2 protein-coding genes (1 of these 2 running past the window's edge) are annotated in these 18,471 nt (G+C 72.5%); both read right to left on the reverse strand.

Going from position 1 to position 18,471, the window contains the following annotated elements; translation table 11 throughout:
* Nucleotides 1-18,097 carry the 5' portion of a hypothetical protein gene (locus tag AB0I23_RS09285; RefSeq protein WP_359108339.1) on the reverse strand. It extends 34,079 nt beyond the left edge of the window, so only the first 18,097 of its 52,176 coding nucleotides appear in the window; the start codon lies at nucleotides 18,095-18,097; its stop codon lies off the left edge, out of view.
* Nucleotides 18,094-18,438, reverse strand: a complete 345-nt coding sequence (locus AB0I23_RS09290) for a hypothetical protein (RefSeq protein ID WP_359108341.1) — start codon at nucleotides 18,436-18,438, stop codon at nucleotides 18,094-18,096. Before AB0I23_RS09290 ends, AB0I23_RS09285 begins: the two co-directional genes overlap by 4 nt.
* Nucleotides 18,439-18,471: the final 33 nt, after the last annotated feature.

Below are 18,471 nucleotides of genomic sequence, written 5' to 3' on the forward strand. Positions count from 1 at the left end.
CGCTCGAACCGGTGCGGGACTGCCCGCGGGTGGCGCCCAGGCCGAGGTCGGCCCGGGTGCGCAGGGCCTCGGTCACCTCGCGCAGCGTGGCACCGGTGACCTCGGCGCGGATCCCGACGTGGCCCCGGAACTCCGCGAGCCTGCTGAGCTTGTGCCGGACGGGCGCGCTGCGGTCCCCGCTGGTGAACCAGAAGCGGCTGCGGTCCAGGGCCGCGGCCTCGCTGACCACCTTCTGGATCTCGGCGGACACCGTGGCCACGGCGTCGGGCCGCAGTCCCGCCGCGCGCAGCCTGGCCTGGATCCCGGCGACGACGGGGACGAGGTCGAGGGCGTGCAGCGTGCCCTGGGTGTGGTCGGCCGCGTTCTCCCGGCCGGCCGGGATGTCCGCGGGCGAGCTGACCTCGTCGAGGCGCAGGGGCACCGGCGGCGCCGAGAAGATCTTGGGGAATTCGACCCCGATGCCGCGGGGCACCACGACCGAGTGCTGGTGGTGGACGCCGTCCAGGAAGACGTGGATCCGCAGCTGGCTGACGAAGGTGGCCGTCCCCCTGATGAGGGGCTTCATGCCGGAGATGACCTCCTGCTCCCAGCCGCGGGACCGGCCGCGTGCGAAGGACAGGCCGAGGTGCGGCACGCCCGCGGTGGCGGCCGAGGCGAAGGTGGAGGCCAGCTGGAAGCCGAACTGAAGCATCGACTCCAGGCCGGTGGTGGTCTCCGTCGACCGCTCCCCGCTGTCGCTGGTGGAGCCGAAGGCGATGCGGTAGCGGGTCGGTGCGCCCGGGGCCGGCCCGGAGCCGGGGACCGGGGCCACGAGGTCGGCGGGGGTGGGGAGCAGCCAGACGAGCTTGTCCCCGACGGCCAGCCGGGTGCCGTCGCGGAACAGGGCCGACCACGCCTCCGGAGTGTTGGTGAGGAGGAGTCGGACCAGCGCCTGCTCCACCTCCGGCCGGATCGACGCGTCCAGGTGGAGGGCGGTCACCGCGGCCCACAGCCGGGCGCGCTGCTCGGTCCAGACCGGTACCGTCTCCACGGTCATGGAGCCGACGGCGCCGCCCCGGACGAAGGCGGGCGCCACGACCTCGGGGGTCTGCTCCGGGGACCAGGAGGGCTCCGGCTGCTCCGGCTGCTCCGAGGACCAGGAGGGCTCCGGCTGCTCCGGCTGCTCCCGGTGCACCGGGGCGGGCGGCTCCTCCCCGGTCGGCGGTTCCTTCCCCGCCTGGCCGTCAGCGATCGGCTCCTCCGCGACCTGTCCCTCCTCGGGGACGGTCGCCAGGGCCGGTCCGGCGGAGGTGGTGGCCGACGGGACCGGGGTCAGGTCGTACGGCTGCGGGGCCGGGGTGATCGGCCGGAGTACGGTCAGGGCGCGGGCCGCGGCGGTGGGGCTGTAGAGGACCGCCCCGTCGGGGACCACGACCTGCACGGTGCCTGGCGCCCCGTTCTCGGGCCGCCAGGTGAGCGTCCACACCACGTCGCCGGTCCGCAGCAGCCGGTACGTGCGCTTGCTGCGCTTCTCGCCGGTGTCCGCGGTGTTGCGGTCGCCGCCGGTCTCCGCGAGCCAGGTCGTCTGGAGGGTGCCGGTGCCGGTGACCCCCTCATGCACGTTCCCGGTCGGGCCGGTCGTGTCCTGGTCGGTCACCCGCTGGTTGAGACGGAAAGCGAGGTCTCCCCGGACCGAGAGCCCGTGGTACTGGTTGCTCCACGCCTTCTTTCCCGACCGGGTGAACGTCCGGCTCGTCGCACCCGAGATGGTGATGTCGCCGGGCTTCACGGCATGGACGCTCTGGACGTCCGCGGAGACGGTGAGCGCCCCGGACGTGTCGCCGACGACGCCCGGGATCGTCAGCCCGACCTCCAGGCCCCGCTGCGTCATCGACAGGAAGCGCGCCGGCATGGACGCCGGGCCGAAGACCGCTTCCAGGGTCTCGGTGGCGGAAATGGGCATGCCATGCCAGGAGTGGGCCGCCGGGGAGAGGTCACGCAGCAGTCCGTGGGCCGCCTCCCGCAGCGTCCCGAGCCCGGAGACCGAGGAGACCATGGTGTCCCTGAGCAGCAGCGGAGTGAGCGGCAGCCCGGTACGCGCCGGGGCTTCGGTGACCTGGGTGATCCGGGGCGCGGGACGGGGTCGGCGCGCACCGGTGCCGGACGGTACGCCGATCTCCTTCGGGAACGCGAGCTGCAGCTGCCCGGAGAGGTCGGTCGGGCCGACGCGATGGGTCAGGACTCGGCCGACGGAGGGGGCGAGCGCCGGGAGGACCATCCCGGGCAGCGAGCCCAGGACCGGCACCCCCGCCGTCAGGGCGCGGTGGACCCGGATGTCGACCGACATGCTGACCGTGTGCCCGCTCAGCCCGAGCACGCCCACGCCGCGCAGCGCGTTCAGCACGGTGTGCTCGGTCGACACCGACTGCCGGAAGCCGCTGGTACGGGTGCCGCTTCCCTGGAGGGTGGTTGTCGCGTCCTGGTTGACGTCCCATGGCGCGAAGGAGGCGCTGGCCAGGGAGAGCGTGCCCTGCGCGCTGTGGGAGGAGACGACATCGGTCGCGGTCTGGAGCAGCCGGGTCGCGTTCCCGGCCCGGTCCCACAGGCGCAGCTCGCTCGTGCTGCCCAGCGGCACGGCACGGTGGAGGTTCGCCTTGAACACGATCTCGGCAACGGAGGTGGTGCCCAGGTCGCGGTCGGGGACGTGCAGGGTGAGCCCGTCCAGCAGGGCCTCGACGGACGAGCGGACGCCGGTGCGGGAGGCCAGCTTGAAGAACTCCCGCTCCACGGCCGCGGCGTGCTCGCGCCCGAGGTTGGCCCTCATCCAGGGCATCACCCGGTCCGTGAGGAACGCCCGCAGGTCGGGGACGTCCCGGACCAGCGAGATCCCGAGCGCACCGTCCTCTTCGACGGGCGCCACCAATGGTTCGGCCGAGCCAATGGTGCCGACGGAACCGTCGGAGTCGCCGGGGGCCTCGGGCAGGGCCGCCATGGGGTGGTCTTCCGGAAGGAGCTCCAGTGCCACGGCCTCCGCGGCGCTGAACAGCATCAGGCCGTCGACGGTCACTTCGCCGGTCGAGGCCCGCTCACCGAAGCGGCTGAGGCCGAGCGCGCCGCCCACCAGCTCGGGCAGACCGCTCTCGTTCCATGCGGAGAAGCCGAGCCGCAGTCTCACCCGGGCGTCGCTCCACACCTGGGCGCCGAGGGAGGCGTCGATGAGATCCGTACGGCCGATCAGGCCCTCGACGGAGGTCTCGGGGGCGTCGTCGGTGTACTGGTAGCCGCCGCGGACGCGCAGGGTCTGGTCGGGGGCGACGCCCAGCGGCAGTTCCACGCCCGTGCCCACGCCGGAGAGGACGTTGCTCCTGTTCCGGGTGACGACGCTGCGCGCGCTGTGCCCGTACAGGGAATAGCCGAGGGACGTGGTGGGGCCGATGGAGCTCAGCCCCACCACCTCGGCATGCAGGGTGACAGCCGCCATCTGCCGGGCGCCCGACCAATGGGTGCCGACCTCGCGCTGGAACAGTGTCTGGGATCCCTGGGTGAAGTCCGGCAGCCGCTGGCCGAGGGTGTGCAGGATCCCTCGCAGGGCCGCGTGGTCGATCGCGTGGAGCCCGCTGACGCCGACGCTCGCGAGACCGGACTCGATCGCGGTGAGCGCCGGCCCCGTGTGCAGGTACGTCAGGGTGTCCAGGGGCAGGTGCCCGGTGGGATCGGGGGTCCCCACCAGGCCGCTGTCGGCGTGTCCGGTGGGGACGCGGGCGGGCAGGCCGTCGGGTCCCTCCTCGGAACGCAGGGACGTCGACGACACGGGCTCATGGCCGTCGGTCGGCGTCTCGTCGAGGAGTTCGTCGGGCAGGACGAAGGTACCGGTGAAGGTGACCGGCACCGTCCGCAGTTCGCGGGGCGGGGCGCCGGCGGTGACGGGGCGCGGGAGTCCCGCGTCCGCGTCGTGGGGGCCCGCCGGCTCACCGACTTCACTCGGTTCGTAACCGTCCCCGTCCCCGTCCACATCCCCGCTGCCGGGGAGCGGGCCCTTGACGTCCCGGTCGTCCGGGTAGGCGCCGGGCATGCTCTCGCTCGATCCCTGCCGGGACGGGGCGGATCGGTCCTGGAGTTCGATCTCCTCGGCCTCCTGGGCCGGCGTGTCTCCCCCGATGGTGGCGGGCGTCGGCGTGGGCAGCGGCAGCCGCTGCTCCACGCTGACCTGGACGGTGAACCGGGTGACGAACTCGGTCATCCATTCCGCGAGCACTCCCGTGCCGGCGCGCGCCATGACACCGCTCTGGGTGATCTGCGTGCGGGTCAGGCCCCGGGAGGCGTTGCCCCGGGGCACCACTCCGTCGAGCGGCCCGATCTGGGCTGCGGCGATGTTCAGGGACAGGTCGGCCGCGGCGCTGAGCGCGCTCCCGCGGGTGGAGGTCGTCGTCAGGTCGTGTCCGTAGGCGCTCAGGATCTCCATGTCGCCGGAGAGGGTGCGTACCTTGGCCGCGCTCGCCTGGTCGTACGTGGCGCGCGCGGTGACCTGGATCTGGTGCTCGTCGTCCAGCCCGGTCAGGACGACCGACTCGCCGACGTTCAGCATGGCGGCGAGCCTGCCGCGCAGTTGCTGGCCGCCCAGGGCAGCTGTCAGCTTGGCGAGGTTGCCGTGGAGCCGCAGGGTGTCCGCGTCCGCGCGCGGGCCCGGCCCGCCGGTCCCTTCGGGCGGCAGGAAGCCGGGGAACTCGGACCGGACCAGCGCCAGGGTCCGCAGCAGGATCTGCCGGGGGCCCTCCGGGTCGAGGTCGCCGATCCATACCGCTCCAGGCAGGTATGCGCGGAACCTGTCCGGAATCGTCAGCCGGCGCTCGGGGGCGGTACGGGCGCGCTGCTCCGCGCCGTGCGAGTCCACCTCCTCTGCGGGTTCCGTGCGCCAGCCGTCCGGTACCTCCGCGGCGAGCATCCGTACGTACGACGTGAGCGGGACGGTCTGGGTGCCGCCCTGATCGTCGGTGAGGGTCAGTTCGGTGTCGAACCGGACCACCGTGGAGCGTTCGTGGAGCATCAGCTTGGACGTGTCGATCCCGGTGACGGATTCCCCGGGCGTGCTCGTGCGGACGGTACGGGTGCCGGTCAGCCCGGCGTTGGCGGTCAGCCGCACCTGGGAGGTGCCCGCCGTGAAGTTGACGGAGCCGCCGAGCTGCAGACGGTCGGTCTTGGTGAGCTGCCGTCCGGCGGTCGTGATGTGGGCCCGTTCGAACTCGGTACGGCTGAAGTCGTCGTCGCGCACCACCGTCGGGTTGACATGGCGGGCCCTGACGCTGATCACCCCGTGTCGGGTCCCGTCGGCGGAGAAGTACTCCGGTGAGCGGAAGAACCCGTCGGTGGCGTCGTGCATGCCGGCGATCAGGGTGTCGAAGGAGGCGAAGTCCATGAGGACGGCGTGGCTGGGGTGACCCACCTCGGCGAACTCGGCCCCGACGAGCCGGAACACGGCGGACCGGAAGGCGGCGGCGCCCTGAAGCACCTCGAAGTGGGCGCGGCTGCCCAGGCGCACGTCGCCCGCCAGGGTCGGCGTACCGGGGACCGGGGTGGCCGGGACCGGGGAAGCCGGGACCGGGGAAGCCGGGACCGGGGTGTCGGCCGGTTCCCAGGACTGCCAGGCGAGCTGCCCGGCGGCCGTGTTCGCGCTCCGCAGCTGGGAGGCGGTGTCGAGTGCGGCGCGCAGCAGTTCGGCGTCGGCCTCGCGGGTGGCGGTCCGCTCGTTCCAGTACTCCGAGGTGGCGTAGTCGGGGCCGTCCTCGTCCCGGGGCAGGGTACGGGTGGCCTCGCGGGCGACGTTGATGAAGAGGGCGTTCTCCTTGAAGGCGTGCCACTGGCCCCGGCCGCCGCCCGGGAGCAGGACCACCGTGTCCAGGCCGAGGCCGGACAGGAAGGTCACGGCCCGGTAGGAGGAGTGCTTGACGCCTTGGTGGTCGAGGACGGTGGAGCCGACGTAGGTGGTCTCCGCCCTGTTCGCCGCCGACCACGGGCCGCGCAGCAGGGCACCGAAGCCGCGCAGCCCCCCGGTCAGGCCGAGGGCGCCGGACAGGGAGGCGTCCTGTTCGGTCGCTCCGGTCCGGGTGCGGCCGGCGAACTGGGTGGCGCGACGGTCGGTCATCCCGTGGACCCGGGCCTGCCGCTCGCCGTCATCCTCGCGCAGTTCGCGCGTGGCCGTGTCGAACACCCCTCTTCCTACGAGGACTTCGCCGCGCGGGTTGGTCAACTGCGTCCAGCCGGCCGGACGGGCCCGGAGGATCAGGGTGAACGCGGTGTCACCGCTGCCGATGGGGAGGGTGAGCGCGTCACTGATCGCGGCGCGCAGGTCGTTTCCGGCGTTCAGGCCGCTCAGGCGCTGGTCAAGGGCGGGGCCGGCCTGCGCGCGCAGGGATTGCGGCAGCAGGCCGAGTACCGCGTCACGCACGGAGGCGAGCAGCGTGTCGTCGACGATCTCGTACCCCTCGCTGCCGCTGCCGAGCCGGAAGTCCGGGTCGGTGAGGTGGCTGGGCGGCGCGAAGAGCAACAGGGTGTCAACGGCGTCCTGTTCGGCGACCCGGTCGACCGGGGCGTGCTCCGTCGCCGCCTCCCCGAACTCCTCGTGCGGGGCATCCCCCTCGTGGGACAGCGGCCCCACCACCCCGAGCGGGTCGGCGTCGACGGGGACGCGGGCGGGCCCGACGGGTCGCGACCCGGGCTCGGGCACGGGGTCGGGCAGGGGCGCGGGAGCGGGCTCCGGCGGGGCCGAGTGGCGGTTGAGGTCCGCCAGGGGGATGCCCTGGATGCGGGAGACCGTGTTGAACGCGGCCCGGGACACCGGCTCCGGCCACTCGGATGCCATGGCCACGGCGTAGCGGGTCCGCTGGATCCCCTCCAGCGAGGCCGGGCCGAGCTTGCCGGTGAGGACCGCCTGGGTGCGCTGCTTCGGGGTCAGGGTGATCCCGGCGCCGTCGAGCTGGCTCAGGGCGATGGCCGGGCCACTGAGGTCGACGGGCCCGGGCGGCAGGTCGGCCTCGGTCATGGCGGCGGCGACCCAACGGCCCAGCGCCGCCAGGTCGGGCCGTCCGTCGGCGTCGCGCATCCCCGGCTCCAGGGCGTCCCGGGTTTCCAGGGCCCGGAACAGACCCTGCGGGCTCGGGTCGGCCGCCTCGAGGGTGTGCTCCGGGCCCTCCTGGACAACCGGGGTATCGGCCACGCTGCCGGGCTCCGGGACCGCGCCGGACTCCGGCTCGCCCGGGGACTGCGACTCTCTCCGGGACTCCGGCTCCTGCTGCGGCTGCGGTTCGGGGCGGGGCTCCGGCTCGGCGGTGACGGATTCCGGCGTCGCCGGGTAGTCGACCGTGATGACCGCGCTGCGGCCGCTCGTACGCAGCTCCGGCTCGAGCAGGGCGCTCGCCCGGTGCGAGGTGGCCGACCCGGTCGTGGTGAACCTGAACCGGTCCGCCAACCCCGGCTCCGCGCCCAGCGCGCCGAGCTCCTCCGACACCAGACGGAGCAGCTCCGTACCCGCGGCCTCGGCGCGCCGCTCCCCCTTCTGCCGGGCGGCGGCCGAGGAGAGTGCGAGCAGCTGCCCGTTGCCGTACCCCACGATCCGGATGTCCGGCACGGCCCCGGGCACCGCGCGGTGCTCGTGCGCGTACCCGGCGAGCCGCCGCGCCAGCGGGCGCAGCGCATCGGTCTGTGCGCCGCTGATCCGGACGCCTTCGGCGAACATGACGCTGTGAGACTCGTCCGGGCCGGTGGCCGTGGTCCGCTCGGGCCGCGGCAGCGGGTGGTCCCGGAGCACGGGCCCGGAGGCGTGCGCGGCCTCGATGGCGGCGAGCGAGTCCTCCGTGACGACGAGCCCGCCCTCGGGGTCCGCCATGACCCCGTGCTCCTTCACCGCCGTCGAGTCGGCGGAGGAGCGGAACACCGCGTTCTCGGAGGCGTAGCGGTCGGACTCACCGAGGTAGTGCAGCAGTTCGTGGAGCAGGATCTCGTCGGTCTCCCCGAGGTCGAGGTGCAGTTGGTCCGCGTCCGGCAGGAGCTCCCCCTTCGGGGTCGAGGTGACGGTGATCGCCTCGTCGTGCGTGTCGCCCCGCTTCAGCTCGACGCGCACGTACAGCCGGTCGCCGGAGTCCTTGAACCTGTGCCCGCGGTCGTTCAGCGCCTGGTCCAGGATGCCCTGGAGCCGCTGCTCGAAGACCTCCCGGTCGGCGGTGCGCAGGCCGATGACGGGGAGTTCCAGCGTCACGTCGCGGACCCACGCCTCCGGGGTCACCTGGATCCGCCGGATCTGCGACCGGATCAGAGTGGTGTGCCCCTCGGCCATGGTGCGCGACGGGTCGAACCGCTCCGTGCTGAGGTGCACCACCGGGGCGTCGTCCCGGCGCGCGGCCCAGGCGGCGTCGCGACGCAGGGCGGACGGGCCGGGCTCGGGCGCCCAGGGGCCCCGGCTGACCCTTTCCGAGTGCGGAGCCGGCGAGGTCCGGAGTCCCGCCCTGCCCTGCCTGGCGCGGAAGGCGTCGACCAGCGTGTCGATGCCGGCCCGGGTCCGCAGCCGCTCGACCAGCTCGCGGGAGCGGATCAGCTCGGGGGCCTCCTCGGCGTATTCGATCGGGAGCGGGCCGTCCTTGGGCCGGGCGCCGCTGTTCTCCCACACGTAGCCGTTTCCCGAACGGGCCCGGCGCGTGGCCCGCGCGTAGACCAGCAGGTCCACCGTGCCGTCCTCGGGATTCGCGACGTACGTGTAGGAGATGCCGCCCCAGCCCGAGCCGAGGTGGGCGTGCAGGGCGCCGTTGAGGTACGCGGAGCCCTCTTCCGGATTCTTCGCTCCCGAGGCCAGCCTGGACAGGAGCCCCTCGTGTCCGCTGAGCAGGCCCTCGTGCATCCGGTTCGCGTACCGCACGCGGCCGGTGTACTCCCAGGTCGCCGGGGTGACCGGGTCCAGTGCGGTGAAGCGCGCGCGCACCCGCTCGACCCGCTCCTCCACCGCCGCACGGCGCTCGTCGTCGCCCCGGCGCCAAGCCGGCCGGACGGCGTCGCGTACGAGCGCGCGGTTGTCGTCCGCGAGGGCCACGTCGATGGAGCCGAGGTACCCGTCCACGTCCTGGTCCAGGTCCCCGGTGAGGGGTTCCCTCGCGGCGTAGTGGGCGAAGGTGAGGGTGGACGCGTCCTCGGGCTGCTCCTCCAGCAGCTCGACGAGGTCGGGCCGCAGGAGCAGCAGGGCGGCCAGTTCCGGCTGGCCGGGCAGTCGGGTCAGGATCGCGGGACGGTCCACGAGCCAGTCGGTCAGGGCCTGGTCCTGGGCCAGGAGTGCGGCGACGGGCGGGGCGGCCTCGGCGAGGGCCGCCAGCTGTGCGGCCTGCGCCGGTGTCTCGCCCGTCCCGGGCCGCGCCTGCGTGGGCGACGGCACGGGGGTGGGTGCCGGTTCGGGGGCGGCCACATGTGCCGGGGCGGGTACCGGTACGGGATCGGCGTCCGGTCCGGGTTCCGATGTGGTCGCGGAAGCGGGGTGCTTCGCACCGTACTCGTCCACGGCGCGCCGGAGCGCGCCGGAGCCGGCCCTCGCGGTCTTGCCGAGCTTTCCCTTCTTGCCGGTGCCGAGGGCGAGGACGGCGGCCTCGAAGTGCGGCTGCCCGAGGCCGTACCGCAGCAGTTCGGGGTCGCCGAGGAGGGCCTTGGCGAGCGCGGGCTGGGTGTTCAGCAGGGTGGTGAACGCCTCGTCGGCGAAGAGGTCGCGCAGATCCTCGCCAGTCAGCTCCGGGGAGGCTTCGGCCATGCTGTCGAGCAGGTTCGCCCGGCGGGCCGCCTTGGCCAGGAGCGCGGGATCGGCGTTCACCGCCGTGACGAGCGCCGGCAGGTGGTCCAGGGCCCGCCACAGCCGGGTCTGCCGATGAGCGTCGCGTACCAGGACGCGGTGGGCACGGACCAGGGAGAGGACCCCGGGCTTGCGCAACTGGCCGGAGAGGGCCGGTACGGCGATCAGGGCCTCGGCCAGGCCTTGGAGGCCGTGCAAGGCGGGCACCAGGTTCGGGTCGGCGAGGACGTCGGTCGCCAGGCCCATGGCGCCGAGGGGGTGCAGGTCGGGGTGGTGGGCGAGCAGGTCGGCGAATCCGGGGACCTTGAGCATGGCCTCGGGCAGCCGCGGCTCGTCGGCAACCGCGGTCAGAAGGTCGCGGGAGGCCAGGATCTGCTCGGTCACGGTGTGCGCCTGCTCCAGGCCGGCCACCAGGTCGGCGTCGGACAGAAGGCCGCGCACCTCGTCGGCATGGAGGAAGGCGTTGGGGTGCGCCGTGAGCGCGGACGCCAGGATCGGCGCGTCGTAGAGAATCCGGGCAAGGCCCGGGGTGCCCGCGACGGCTGCCAGGAGCGGGCTGTCGGCATCGGACGTCACGGCGCGCACGACCGCGTCGACGCGGTGGACCCGCTCCGGGGCACCGTCCCCGTAGAGGTCGAGCAGTTCCTCGAAGAAGGGGTCGTTGTCCCGCAGCGACGGGAGGAGCCGGAGGCCGTCGCGCAGCAGCGCGTCGGTCATGGCCTCGCTGACCTCGATGAAGCGCTCGGCCGGGGACTTGTAGCCGAAGGCCCCCTGCAGGTGCGGAATCCGCACGAACCGGAAGAGATTCCGGTTGCGGGCGATCTGATTCCCCGAGTCCCAGTCCCGTGCCAGTTCCTCGACCAGGAAGGAGTCCTGGACGAAGGCGTGATGGAGCGGGCCGTTGGTGCGCAGCGCCGCGGTCAGCTCCGTGTTGAGGTGGAGCGCGCGCTGCGCGTGCTTCGAGGGGTCGGTGAGGACGGGGAGGAGGTCCGGCCGGTGGCGGAGGGTGGGGAGCAGTTCCTTGTTCGCGTACAGCAGGTGGAGGAGGCCTTCGTCGGTTGCGACGGCATCCCGCAGTCCGGGGATCTCCTGGTACGCGTCGTGCAGGGAGTCGAGCACGCGCAGGCCGGTCTCGTCCTGGGCGCCGCGCAGCACGTTCCGGGCGGCCTCGTGGGACAGGGCCAGGGTGCGCAACCGGGCGGCGTCGTGCACCGAGATGTCGAGGCCGGTCTCGGTCATGGTCCGTACACCGGCGGCCTTGACCTCGCTCAGCAGGGCGACGCGGTCGTCGACGAGTTCGGTGAGGCGCTGGGGGTGTTGCCGGATGATCTGGGTGACGGCCGGCCCCTCCACCACGGCGTTGAAGATCTCCGCGTCGGTGGCGAGGAGCGGCAGCAGCGGCGCGGCCTGCTCCGTGGCGAGGGCGTCGAGCAGTTCGTCACCGAGCAGGAAGCGCGACCAGTGTCCCGCCGTGCGCGTGGTGGTGGCGCCCGGGGTGTGTGCCGTCTCGGGCGTCTGCGCGGCGGCGGCCGCGAGCGCCTTCAGTACGCGACCGTGCCGACCTCCCGCCCGGGTGGCGGCCGGGGTGCCCAGCAGCGCGTTCACGACGAGCGGGAATCGCGCCGCCAGTTCCAGGAGCGCCGTTTCGCCCGCCGTCAGCGCGGCCAGGGCGTCCGGCACCTCGTGCAGCAAGCGCATGAGGTCCTGGTTCTCGTTGAACACCGAGAGCAGCAGGCCGTCACGGCCGGCAGCCGCCACGAACCCCTCCGTCGCGGTCGCGACGGCGTAGGAGTTGGCGCTCACCATGGCCCGGAGCATCCATGCCCCGCTCCGGTGGTACGTCTCCGCCAGCTCGGGGCGGCCCCGCAACCTCTCCGCGAGCACGAGGAGTTCGTCGGTCAGCGCGGGGCTGATTCCCTGGACCGACGGGTGGCGGAGCATCGCCCGGAGCACGCCGGGGACGAGCAGTGCGTCCTCGTGGTTCAGGAGCAGGGAGCGGGCGTCCGCACCGTGTGTCGGGTGCAGCAGGCGCCGGTACTCGTGGGGTGCGGAGAGCAGATCAGGGCTCTGCGTCAGGATCCTCGTCAGTTCCGGTTCTGCGATCAAGCTCCCGACGAGGTTCTGGTGCCCGGTGAGCGCGGTGCGCAGGACCCGATGGAAAGCGGGCTCGGTCCCTTGATCGGCGTCCGGCCGGGACGTGGACTCCTCTTCGGTGGGCTTCGGGGCGGCCGAGGCGAGCGCCCGCTCCAGGGCTCCGCGGTCTTTCGAGGTCAGGGCCTTGGCGAGGGCATTCGGCTGATCCGAGAGCGTCGCGGCCAGTTGGGGGTTGGCGTAGGCGGCCCGCAGCAGCCCGGGGTCGGCGGCCAGCTCCTTGCCCAGTTCCGGCACGTCCAGGAGTACGTCCGAGAGGAAGGGGTCGCTGTCGAGTACGGACAGCGTTCCGGGGTCGAGGTGCGCCGCTGCCAGCATGCCGGGGACGCCCAGCACGGTCTTGATCTGTGCCGGGTGGGTTCGCATCGCGGACAGCAGGGGCCTGTCGGTGAGGAGCCGGTGGATCTCGTTCGAGTCGGCGAAGGCCTCCAGGTGGTCGAACATCTCGTACTGGAGGTCCAGGCTGTCCTTGATGGCGCCGAGCACCCGCAACAACTCGGCCTTTCCGTCCGTACCTTGGGCATCGAGGTCGATGAGCAGGGCCGCGAAGTGCGGTACGTCGGCCACGAGGTGGTTCGTCAGGGACAGCTGGTCGTGCCCCATGACGAGCCTCACCAGCTCGAGGTTGCCGTCCAGCCCCATGACCACCCGGTGGTTGCGCAGGACGATGTGGCGCAGATTCCGGTCAGTCTCCAGCTCGCGCAGCATGTACCCGTCGCCCAGGATCCGTTCCACGGCGGCGCCGTCGCGCAGCAATGGCCCGACCTCGCCTTGCAGATCCGGGTTTCCGAGCGTGTCCAGCAGATCCGGATGGGCAGCGAGCAGCGCGATGAGCCAGGGATGATCGTCGACGGCCTTCGCGAGGTCCGCGGAGCGGCCGGCGGCGTCCATGACCCCCCGCTCCCGGGCGAGCCCGGTCAGCGTGGCCGGGCCCAGGTTGTAGGGGCTGTCGGGATGCAGCTGGTGGGAGAGCAGGAACGCGACGACGCCCCCGTCGAGGACGAACTCGGGATGGCTCCGGGACAGTTCATCGGCGTAGCCGAGCAACGACGGCACCGCTTCGGCGACGAACTCCGCGCGCGACTCAGGGGTGGAGCGATCGTTGCCGGGGTTCCACGCGCGCCATTGGTCGTAGGCGTCGCGGATGAGTTCGTGCGCATTCTCGGGGGACAGTCGAATGCCGTTGAACAGCCCCCCTGCCTCGGAGTTCGGGGCGGCTGCGGAGCCGGCGGCGGCCGGGGTGGCCGCAGTGGCCGTGCCGGGCCCGGTGGAGGTTCCGGGTTCCTGGCCCCCCGGCTCGGCCGCAGTGGCCCTCTTCTTCGCCTTCTTCTTGGCGGAGGACTTGGCTCCGGCGAACAGGCCCGGCCGCTCCGGCGGGAGGTCCCCCATCAGGCGCTGCGCGAGGGCTCGGGCACCCTCGGTGTCACCGGGCCAGGTGTAGAGGTGATGCGCGACGCGGCGTACGACCTGGTCCTCGGGCTTGAGGCGCTCGTACGAATCGGTGTCGCGGTCGATCGTCGCGGGGAGCCTGCGCAGCGGGCCCACCAGGGCGCGCGCGTCGGCCAGCGCCGACTCCATGGCCTCCCCGACGGCCTCCCGCCGGGCGCTCGCCCAGAGCCGGTCGAACGCCGCCGGGTCGAACGGCAGGTCGGCGCGGCGTGCGGTGGTCTCGGCGGCGTCGTTCGCCTCGTCGAGGAGTCGCGCGGCGGCCGTCCGGGCTCCCTCGGTGTCTGAGGGATCGAGGAAGAGGTGCGCTGCTGCGGTCTCGGTGAGCGTGGCGCGCTGCTGCGGGGTGACCGTGGCGCCCTTGTCCGTGAGCAGGCCGTCCACCACAGTCCCGGCCTGCCGGGAGGCCTCGGCTGCCTGCTCCGCCTGCTCCCGCACCGACGGAGCCGGTTCCTCCCCGGGGGGCGGGGTCTTGGTGTCGAGCTCCCACGCGGCGGTACCGGGGCTCCCGCCCCGCGGTCCGAACCCCAGATCCCAGCCCCACTCCTCCACCAGCTCGGCGATGTTGATGTGGTCGGGCCGAGTCAGGACAGGAGCTTGCGAGGCCCGTCTGGCCAGATAGTGGGCCAGACCCTGGCCGGGGTACGTCAGTCCCTCCCAGCTCACCCGGTAGTGGGCGGCGACCGCCAGGAGCCAGCCCTTGCCCTGCGGGTGGGCCCCTGCCTCGGGGTGCCTGTCGCGGGCCCCCAGCGTCCAGCCCGCCGAACGCGCCAGATCACGCGCCGCCCGGTCTCCGCCCTCGCGCAGGGTCGGCCCGAGAACGACGGAGATGTGGCGGGGATCCGCACCGAGGTCGCGGGCCATCTTGTAGAGGCGGACCGGCGTCAGTCCCATCTCGACGGCGATCCTCGGCAGGTCCTCCGGGACCCGTCCGATGGTATCCGCGAGTTCGAGGAGGTCGTCGGCCTTGCGCAACCCCAACTCCCGCCGCAGCCGGTCCACGGCCTTGACGTCGAACCATTGGTACGCGAGGAGCCGGGCCGTGCGCTGCCGGTTCGCCCGCAGGTGTTTGGAGACGAACGAGACCAGGGCCGGTGAGCCGGCCGGGTCCGCCCTGTAGGAGGGCAGCTCCGACTGCTGCTCCACTGAGCCGGCACGGTCCGCCGTGTAGGAGGGCGGCTCCGGCTCCGGCTGCTGCTGCGCGGGCGATGCGCCGGCCTCCTCGTACGCCGGCGGGGGCGGCGTACCGGGCTCGTTCTGAGCGACCTGCTCGGCGGGGTCCGGCTGAGGCAGGAGCGGAAGGGATTCCGCGAGGTCCACGGCGTCGGAGTCCGCGTAGGCGAGGTCCGAGTTCTCGTCGTCCGGAAGCCGATCCCAGCCCTCGTCCGAGGAGACGGAGGAGACGGAGGAGATGAAGGAGGAGGTGTCGGAGTCGTCGTCGGGAACGGTGCCCGGCTCCATCACCGGACGGGCCGGTGCGGGGTGCGTCGCCGTGTGCGGGAACAGCGGGTCTTCGAGCAGTTGCACCGCCCAGGCGCGGGCCTCGGCACGGCGGGCGGGGTCGGTGCGGAGCCCGGCGTCGCTGTAGAGAAGCTCCGTGAGGCGGCGGGCAGCGCGGGCGTCGTTGTCGAGCTCGGAGAACGGAGTGGCAGTGAGCGGGTCGGTGACCCGGCCGTGCTCGACGAGCAGCGACCGCGCCGCCGCGGCGGCCCGCGCCAACTCGGCCGTGTCCGCTTTGATTTTGTCCCAGCGAATCTGGAAGGAGCGCTCCGACACCCGAGTGCCGTCGCGGTCGTCGTCCCGGTCGTTGACGAAGGTGTCCGGGTCCGTCTCTGTCGTGGACACGGCGACGGGCACTGCTTCGGGTTCCACGGAGGACTCCGTGACCGGACGGGCCGGAGCGGGGTCGCCGAGCAGGTGCAGGGCCCAGGCCAGGGCCTCGTCGCGACGGGCCGGGTCCTTGTAGAGGTCGCTGTCGCCGTGCAGGATGACCGCGAGGCGGCGGGCCGCCCGGTCATCGCCGTCGAGGTCGGAGAACGGAGTGGCAGTGAACGGGCCGACGACCCGGCCGTGCTCGGCGAGCAGCGACCGCGCCGCGGTGGCAGCGCGTGCGAACCCGACCGTGTCCGTGGGGAGTTGCTCCCAATGGCGCTGGAAGGCTTCTGCCGAAAGCCGGGCTGCCTCGGGTGACTCCTCGGGCCTGGCCGCCGCCAGCCACCGGTCGCGGTCGCGTCCCTGCTTTTTGGTGCGGCGGGCCCTCGGCAGGCGGGCGACCGTCACAGGGCGACCGTCCGGCGAGCCTACGAGCATCATGCTGCCGTTCGGCTGCACGACGTTGATGGTCAGCCCGTAGACCTCTCCGGCCACCAGGGGAAGGACATCGTCCGTGGCGTCGGACGCGGACGTGTACGTGCGCATCGCGTGCGCGAGCGAGCGCCGGTTGTCGTCGCCCCAGGTGTTGTGCACGGCCCGGAGCTCTTCCTTGTAGATCTCCGACCGCGTCAGCGGGTCTCCGAGCCGCAGCCGGTCCGCCGTACGGTCTGCGGCGACGGCTGCCTGCGCCTGGCTGTCGACGGCCTCCCACAGCGGGCGCGAGCCGGTCCCGGGGTCTGCGCCCAGATCGGCGACGAGGGCGTCCGCCAGGTGGGCGCGGATCTCAGCCGGCGTTCCGGTGACGAGATCGGGGGCGGATGCCTCGAGCGCGAGGACGAGGCTGTCCTGGCCGGGGGCGGTGGCACGCGGGACGACGCCCTGCGTGATCAGCGCATCTTGCTGACTAACCGTAAGTTCGCTCTGGCCAGGCACCTCCTGGTCCGGGGAGCCCAATCCGGCGAAGGTCCTGGTGTCAGTGAAGTCGGTGGTACTGGTGTCGATGGTGCTGGTGTCGAAGGTGCCGGTGTCGAAGGTGCCGGTGTCGAAGGTGCCGGTGTCGAAGGTGCTGGTGTCGAAGGTGCTGGTGGTGTCCTGGCCGCCCGGGACCGACACCGGGTCCGACGGGTTCGCCGGGTTGGTTCCGGGAGCGGGGTCGGTGCCGAACTCCTGGACCGTGTCCCCCTCGACGGTAGGGACCTGGAACCGCACGGGCTGCTGTCCGGGGCGCTGCCCGTCGGGGGTGACGTCACCGCCAACGGGTCCCGTACCGGGCGGGACTCCCGTGCTTCCCGGGCCGGTCACCGGGAGTGGACGGCCTTCCTGTCCACCCGCCGGGTCTGCGACGAACCCCCCGGGCCGGTTCGGGACCTGCCAGGTGTCCTGGCCCGCGTCGCTCCGGACGACGTCCGGGATGGGCATCGACGGCCCGGACGAAGGGGTGTCGCCGCCGGGCTGGTAGGTGGAGAGGTCGGGGAGGTCCTGCGTGTCGGTGGCCACGACCGGCTGGCGGCCGGATCCGCTGCTGTTCCAGCTGCCGTTCCCGTTCGGGTTCCCGCTGCCGTTCCAGCTGCCGTTCCCGTTCGGGTTCGCGGTGCCGTTTCCGTTGCGGCTGGGGTTTCCCCCGCCGGTTCCGTTCGGGTCGCCGACGCTCGATGTCGTGAGGGGCGGACGGCGGGACCCGCCGCTCGTGTTGGTGTCCGTACGGGGCCCCGTGCGGCCGTTCGTGTCGTTGCCGTTGTTCGTGTCCACGCTCCGGGGCGAACCGGGGTCCGAGTCCGGGTTCGCGCTTCGGGGCGGCCAGTTGTCGGAGCTGGAGTTCACCCCGTCGGGGGTCGGCGGCGGCTTCAGGAACTTGTTCCTGAGCCAGCTCGCCCCGCCCGCCGCGCCATGCTCCAGGTTGCGCTCGACGACGCCGCTGCTGCCGGCCCCCAGGAACGTCGACCAGGTGAACCCGTAGCCTTCGAAGAACACGCCCATCGCCGCCGCGCCGAGGCTCTCACCAAAGCCCTCGGACACGAAGTCGTTGGCGTTTTCGTAGCCCTCCTTGATCACGCGGTCGAAGTTCGTCGGGTTCTTGATGCCGCCGAAGTCCTTCGGGTTCTTGCCCAGCTTGGACAGGAGATCCTTGCCCTTGTGGAACGCGCCGCCGAGTATCTCGCCGAAGGCGCCCGCGAAGAGCCCGAAGAGGCCGTCCTTGCCGATCGACCCCCAGTCGAGGGACTCCCGCCTGAAGGCCTTGTTGCCGAAGACCTTGTTCGCGAGCTGGACTGCGAACGAGAGCAGCGCCTCCTCGAACGCCTCGAAGACGCCCGGCAGCACCTTGACGCGCTGGAGGAGCTGGAGGATGCCGGCCAGCACGGCCACCCGGGCCTGGTTCAAGATCTGGGTCTGGAGGCCCGCCAGGCCACCGAAGCCGAACGCGGCCAGGAACGCCACCCAGGCCAGCAGCGCCAGCATCTGGATCAGGGCGGCCAAGACCTGCCAGTACATCTCGTAGATCTGCCGTGACTTGTCCTCCAGGTCGAGGCGCACACCGTGCAGTTGCCCCATGAAGTCGTCCAGGCGCGACTTCCCCCGGCCGGAGGTGAAGCTGTTGACGACCCCCTCGAACTGCTTGCGGGCCTCCTCGGGCATGCCGTCGGCGATCTTCAGGCTGACGTTCCTGGCCATCTCCATCATCGAGTCGATGTCCCGCGCGAGCCGCTCATGGACCTGCCCGGCATCGAGGGCCTTCTGCGGCAGCGCGCTCGGAGGATCGTCGCCCGTCAGGATCTTGACCAGAACCCTGGCCCATTCGGGCCAGCCGCCGAGTCCGGGGTCAATGGCGGGGCTCATCCGCGGGGTCCCGACCGGCCGTCATTCCCCTTCTTGATCGAGGAGAGGACGTCGTTCTGGCGGTTGAGGTATTCGTTGGCGTTCTTCGTCGTGCCGTTCGCGAGCTCCGTCAGGGCCTCCGCGATGGCCTCCAGCGTCTGACGCGTGGTCTTGACGGTTTGCAAGTAGATCGGGCCCGCCTTCTTCGCGAACTCGTCGTCGCCCGTCCCGTACCAGGTGATGGTGTCGTTCACACCGTCGTTGTACCTCTGCACCACGTTGTCCACGTACGTCGTGAAATCGTGCAACACCTTGGACGCGTCGAGGACGTCATTGGCAGACGCTACGAAACTCGAGGGCATGCCTACTCCAGGTGTCGTGCGATGGCGCGGTGG

Origin of the sequence: Streptomyces atratus, assembly GCF_040655115.1 — a bacterium.
GTDB classification, from domain to species: domain Bacteria; phylum Actinomycetota; class Actinomycetes; order Streptomycetales; family Streptomycetaceae; genus Streptomyces; species Streptomyces atratus_D.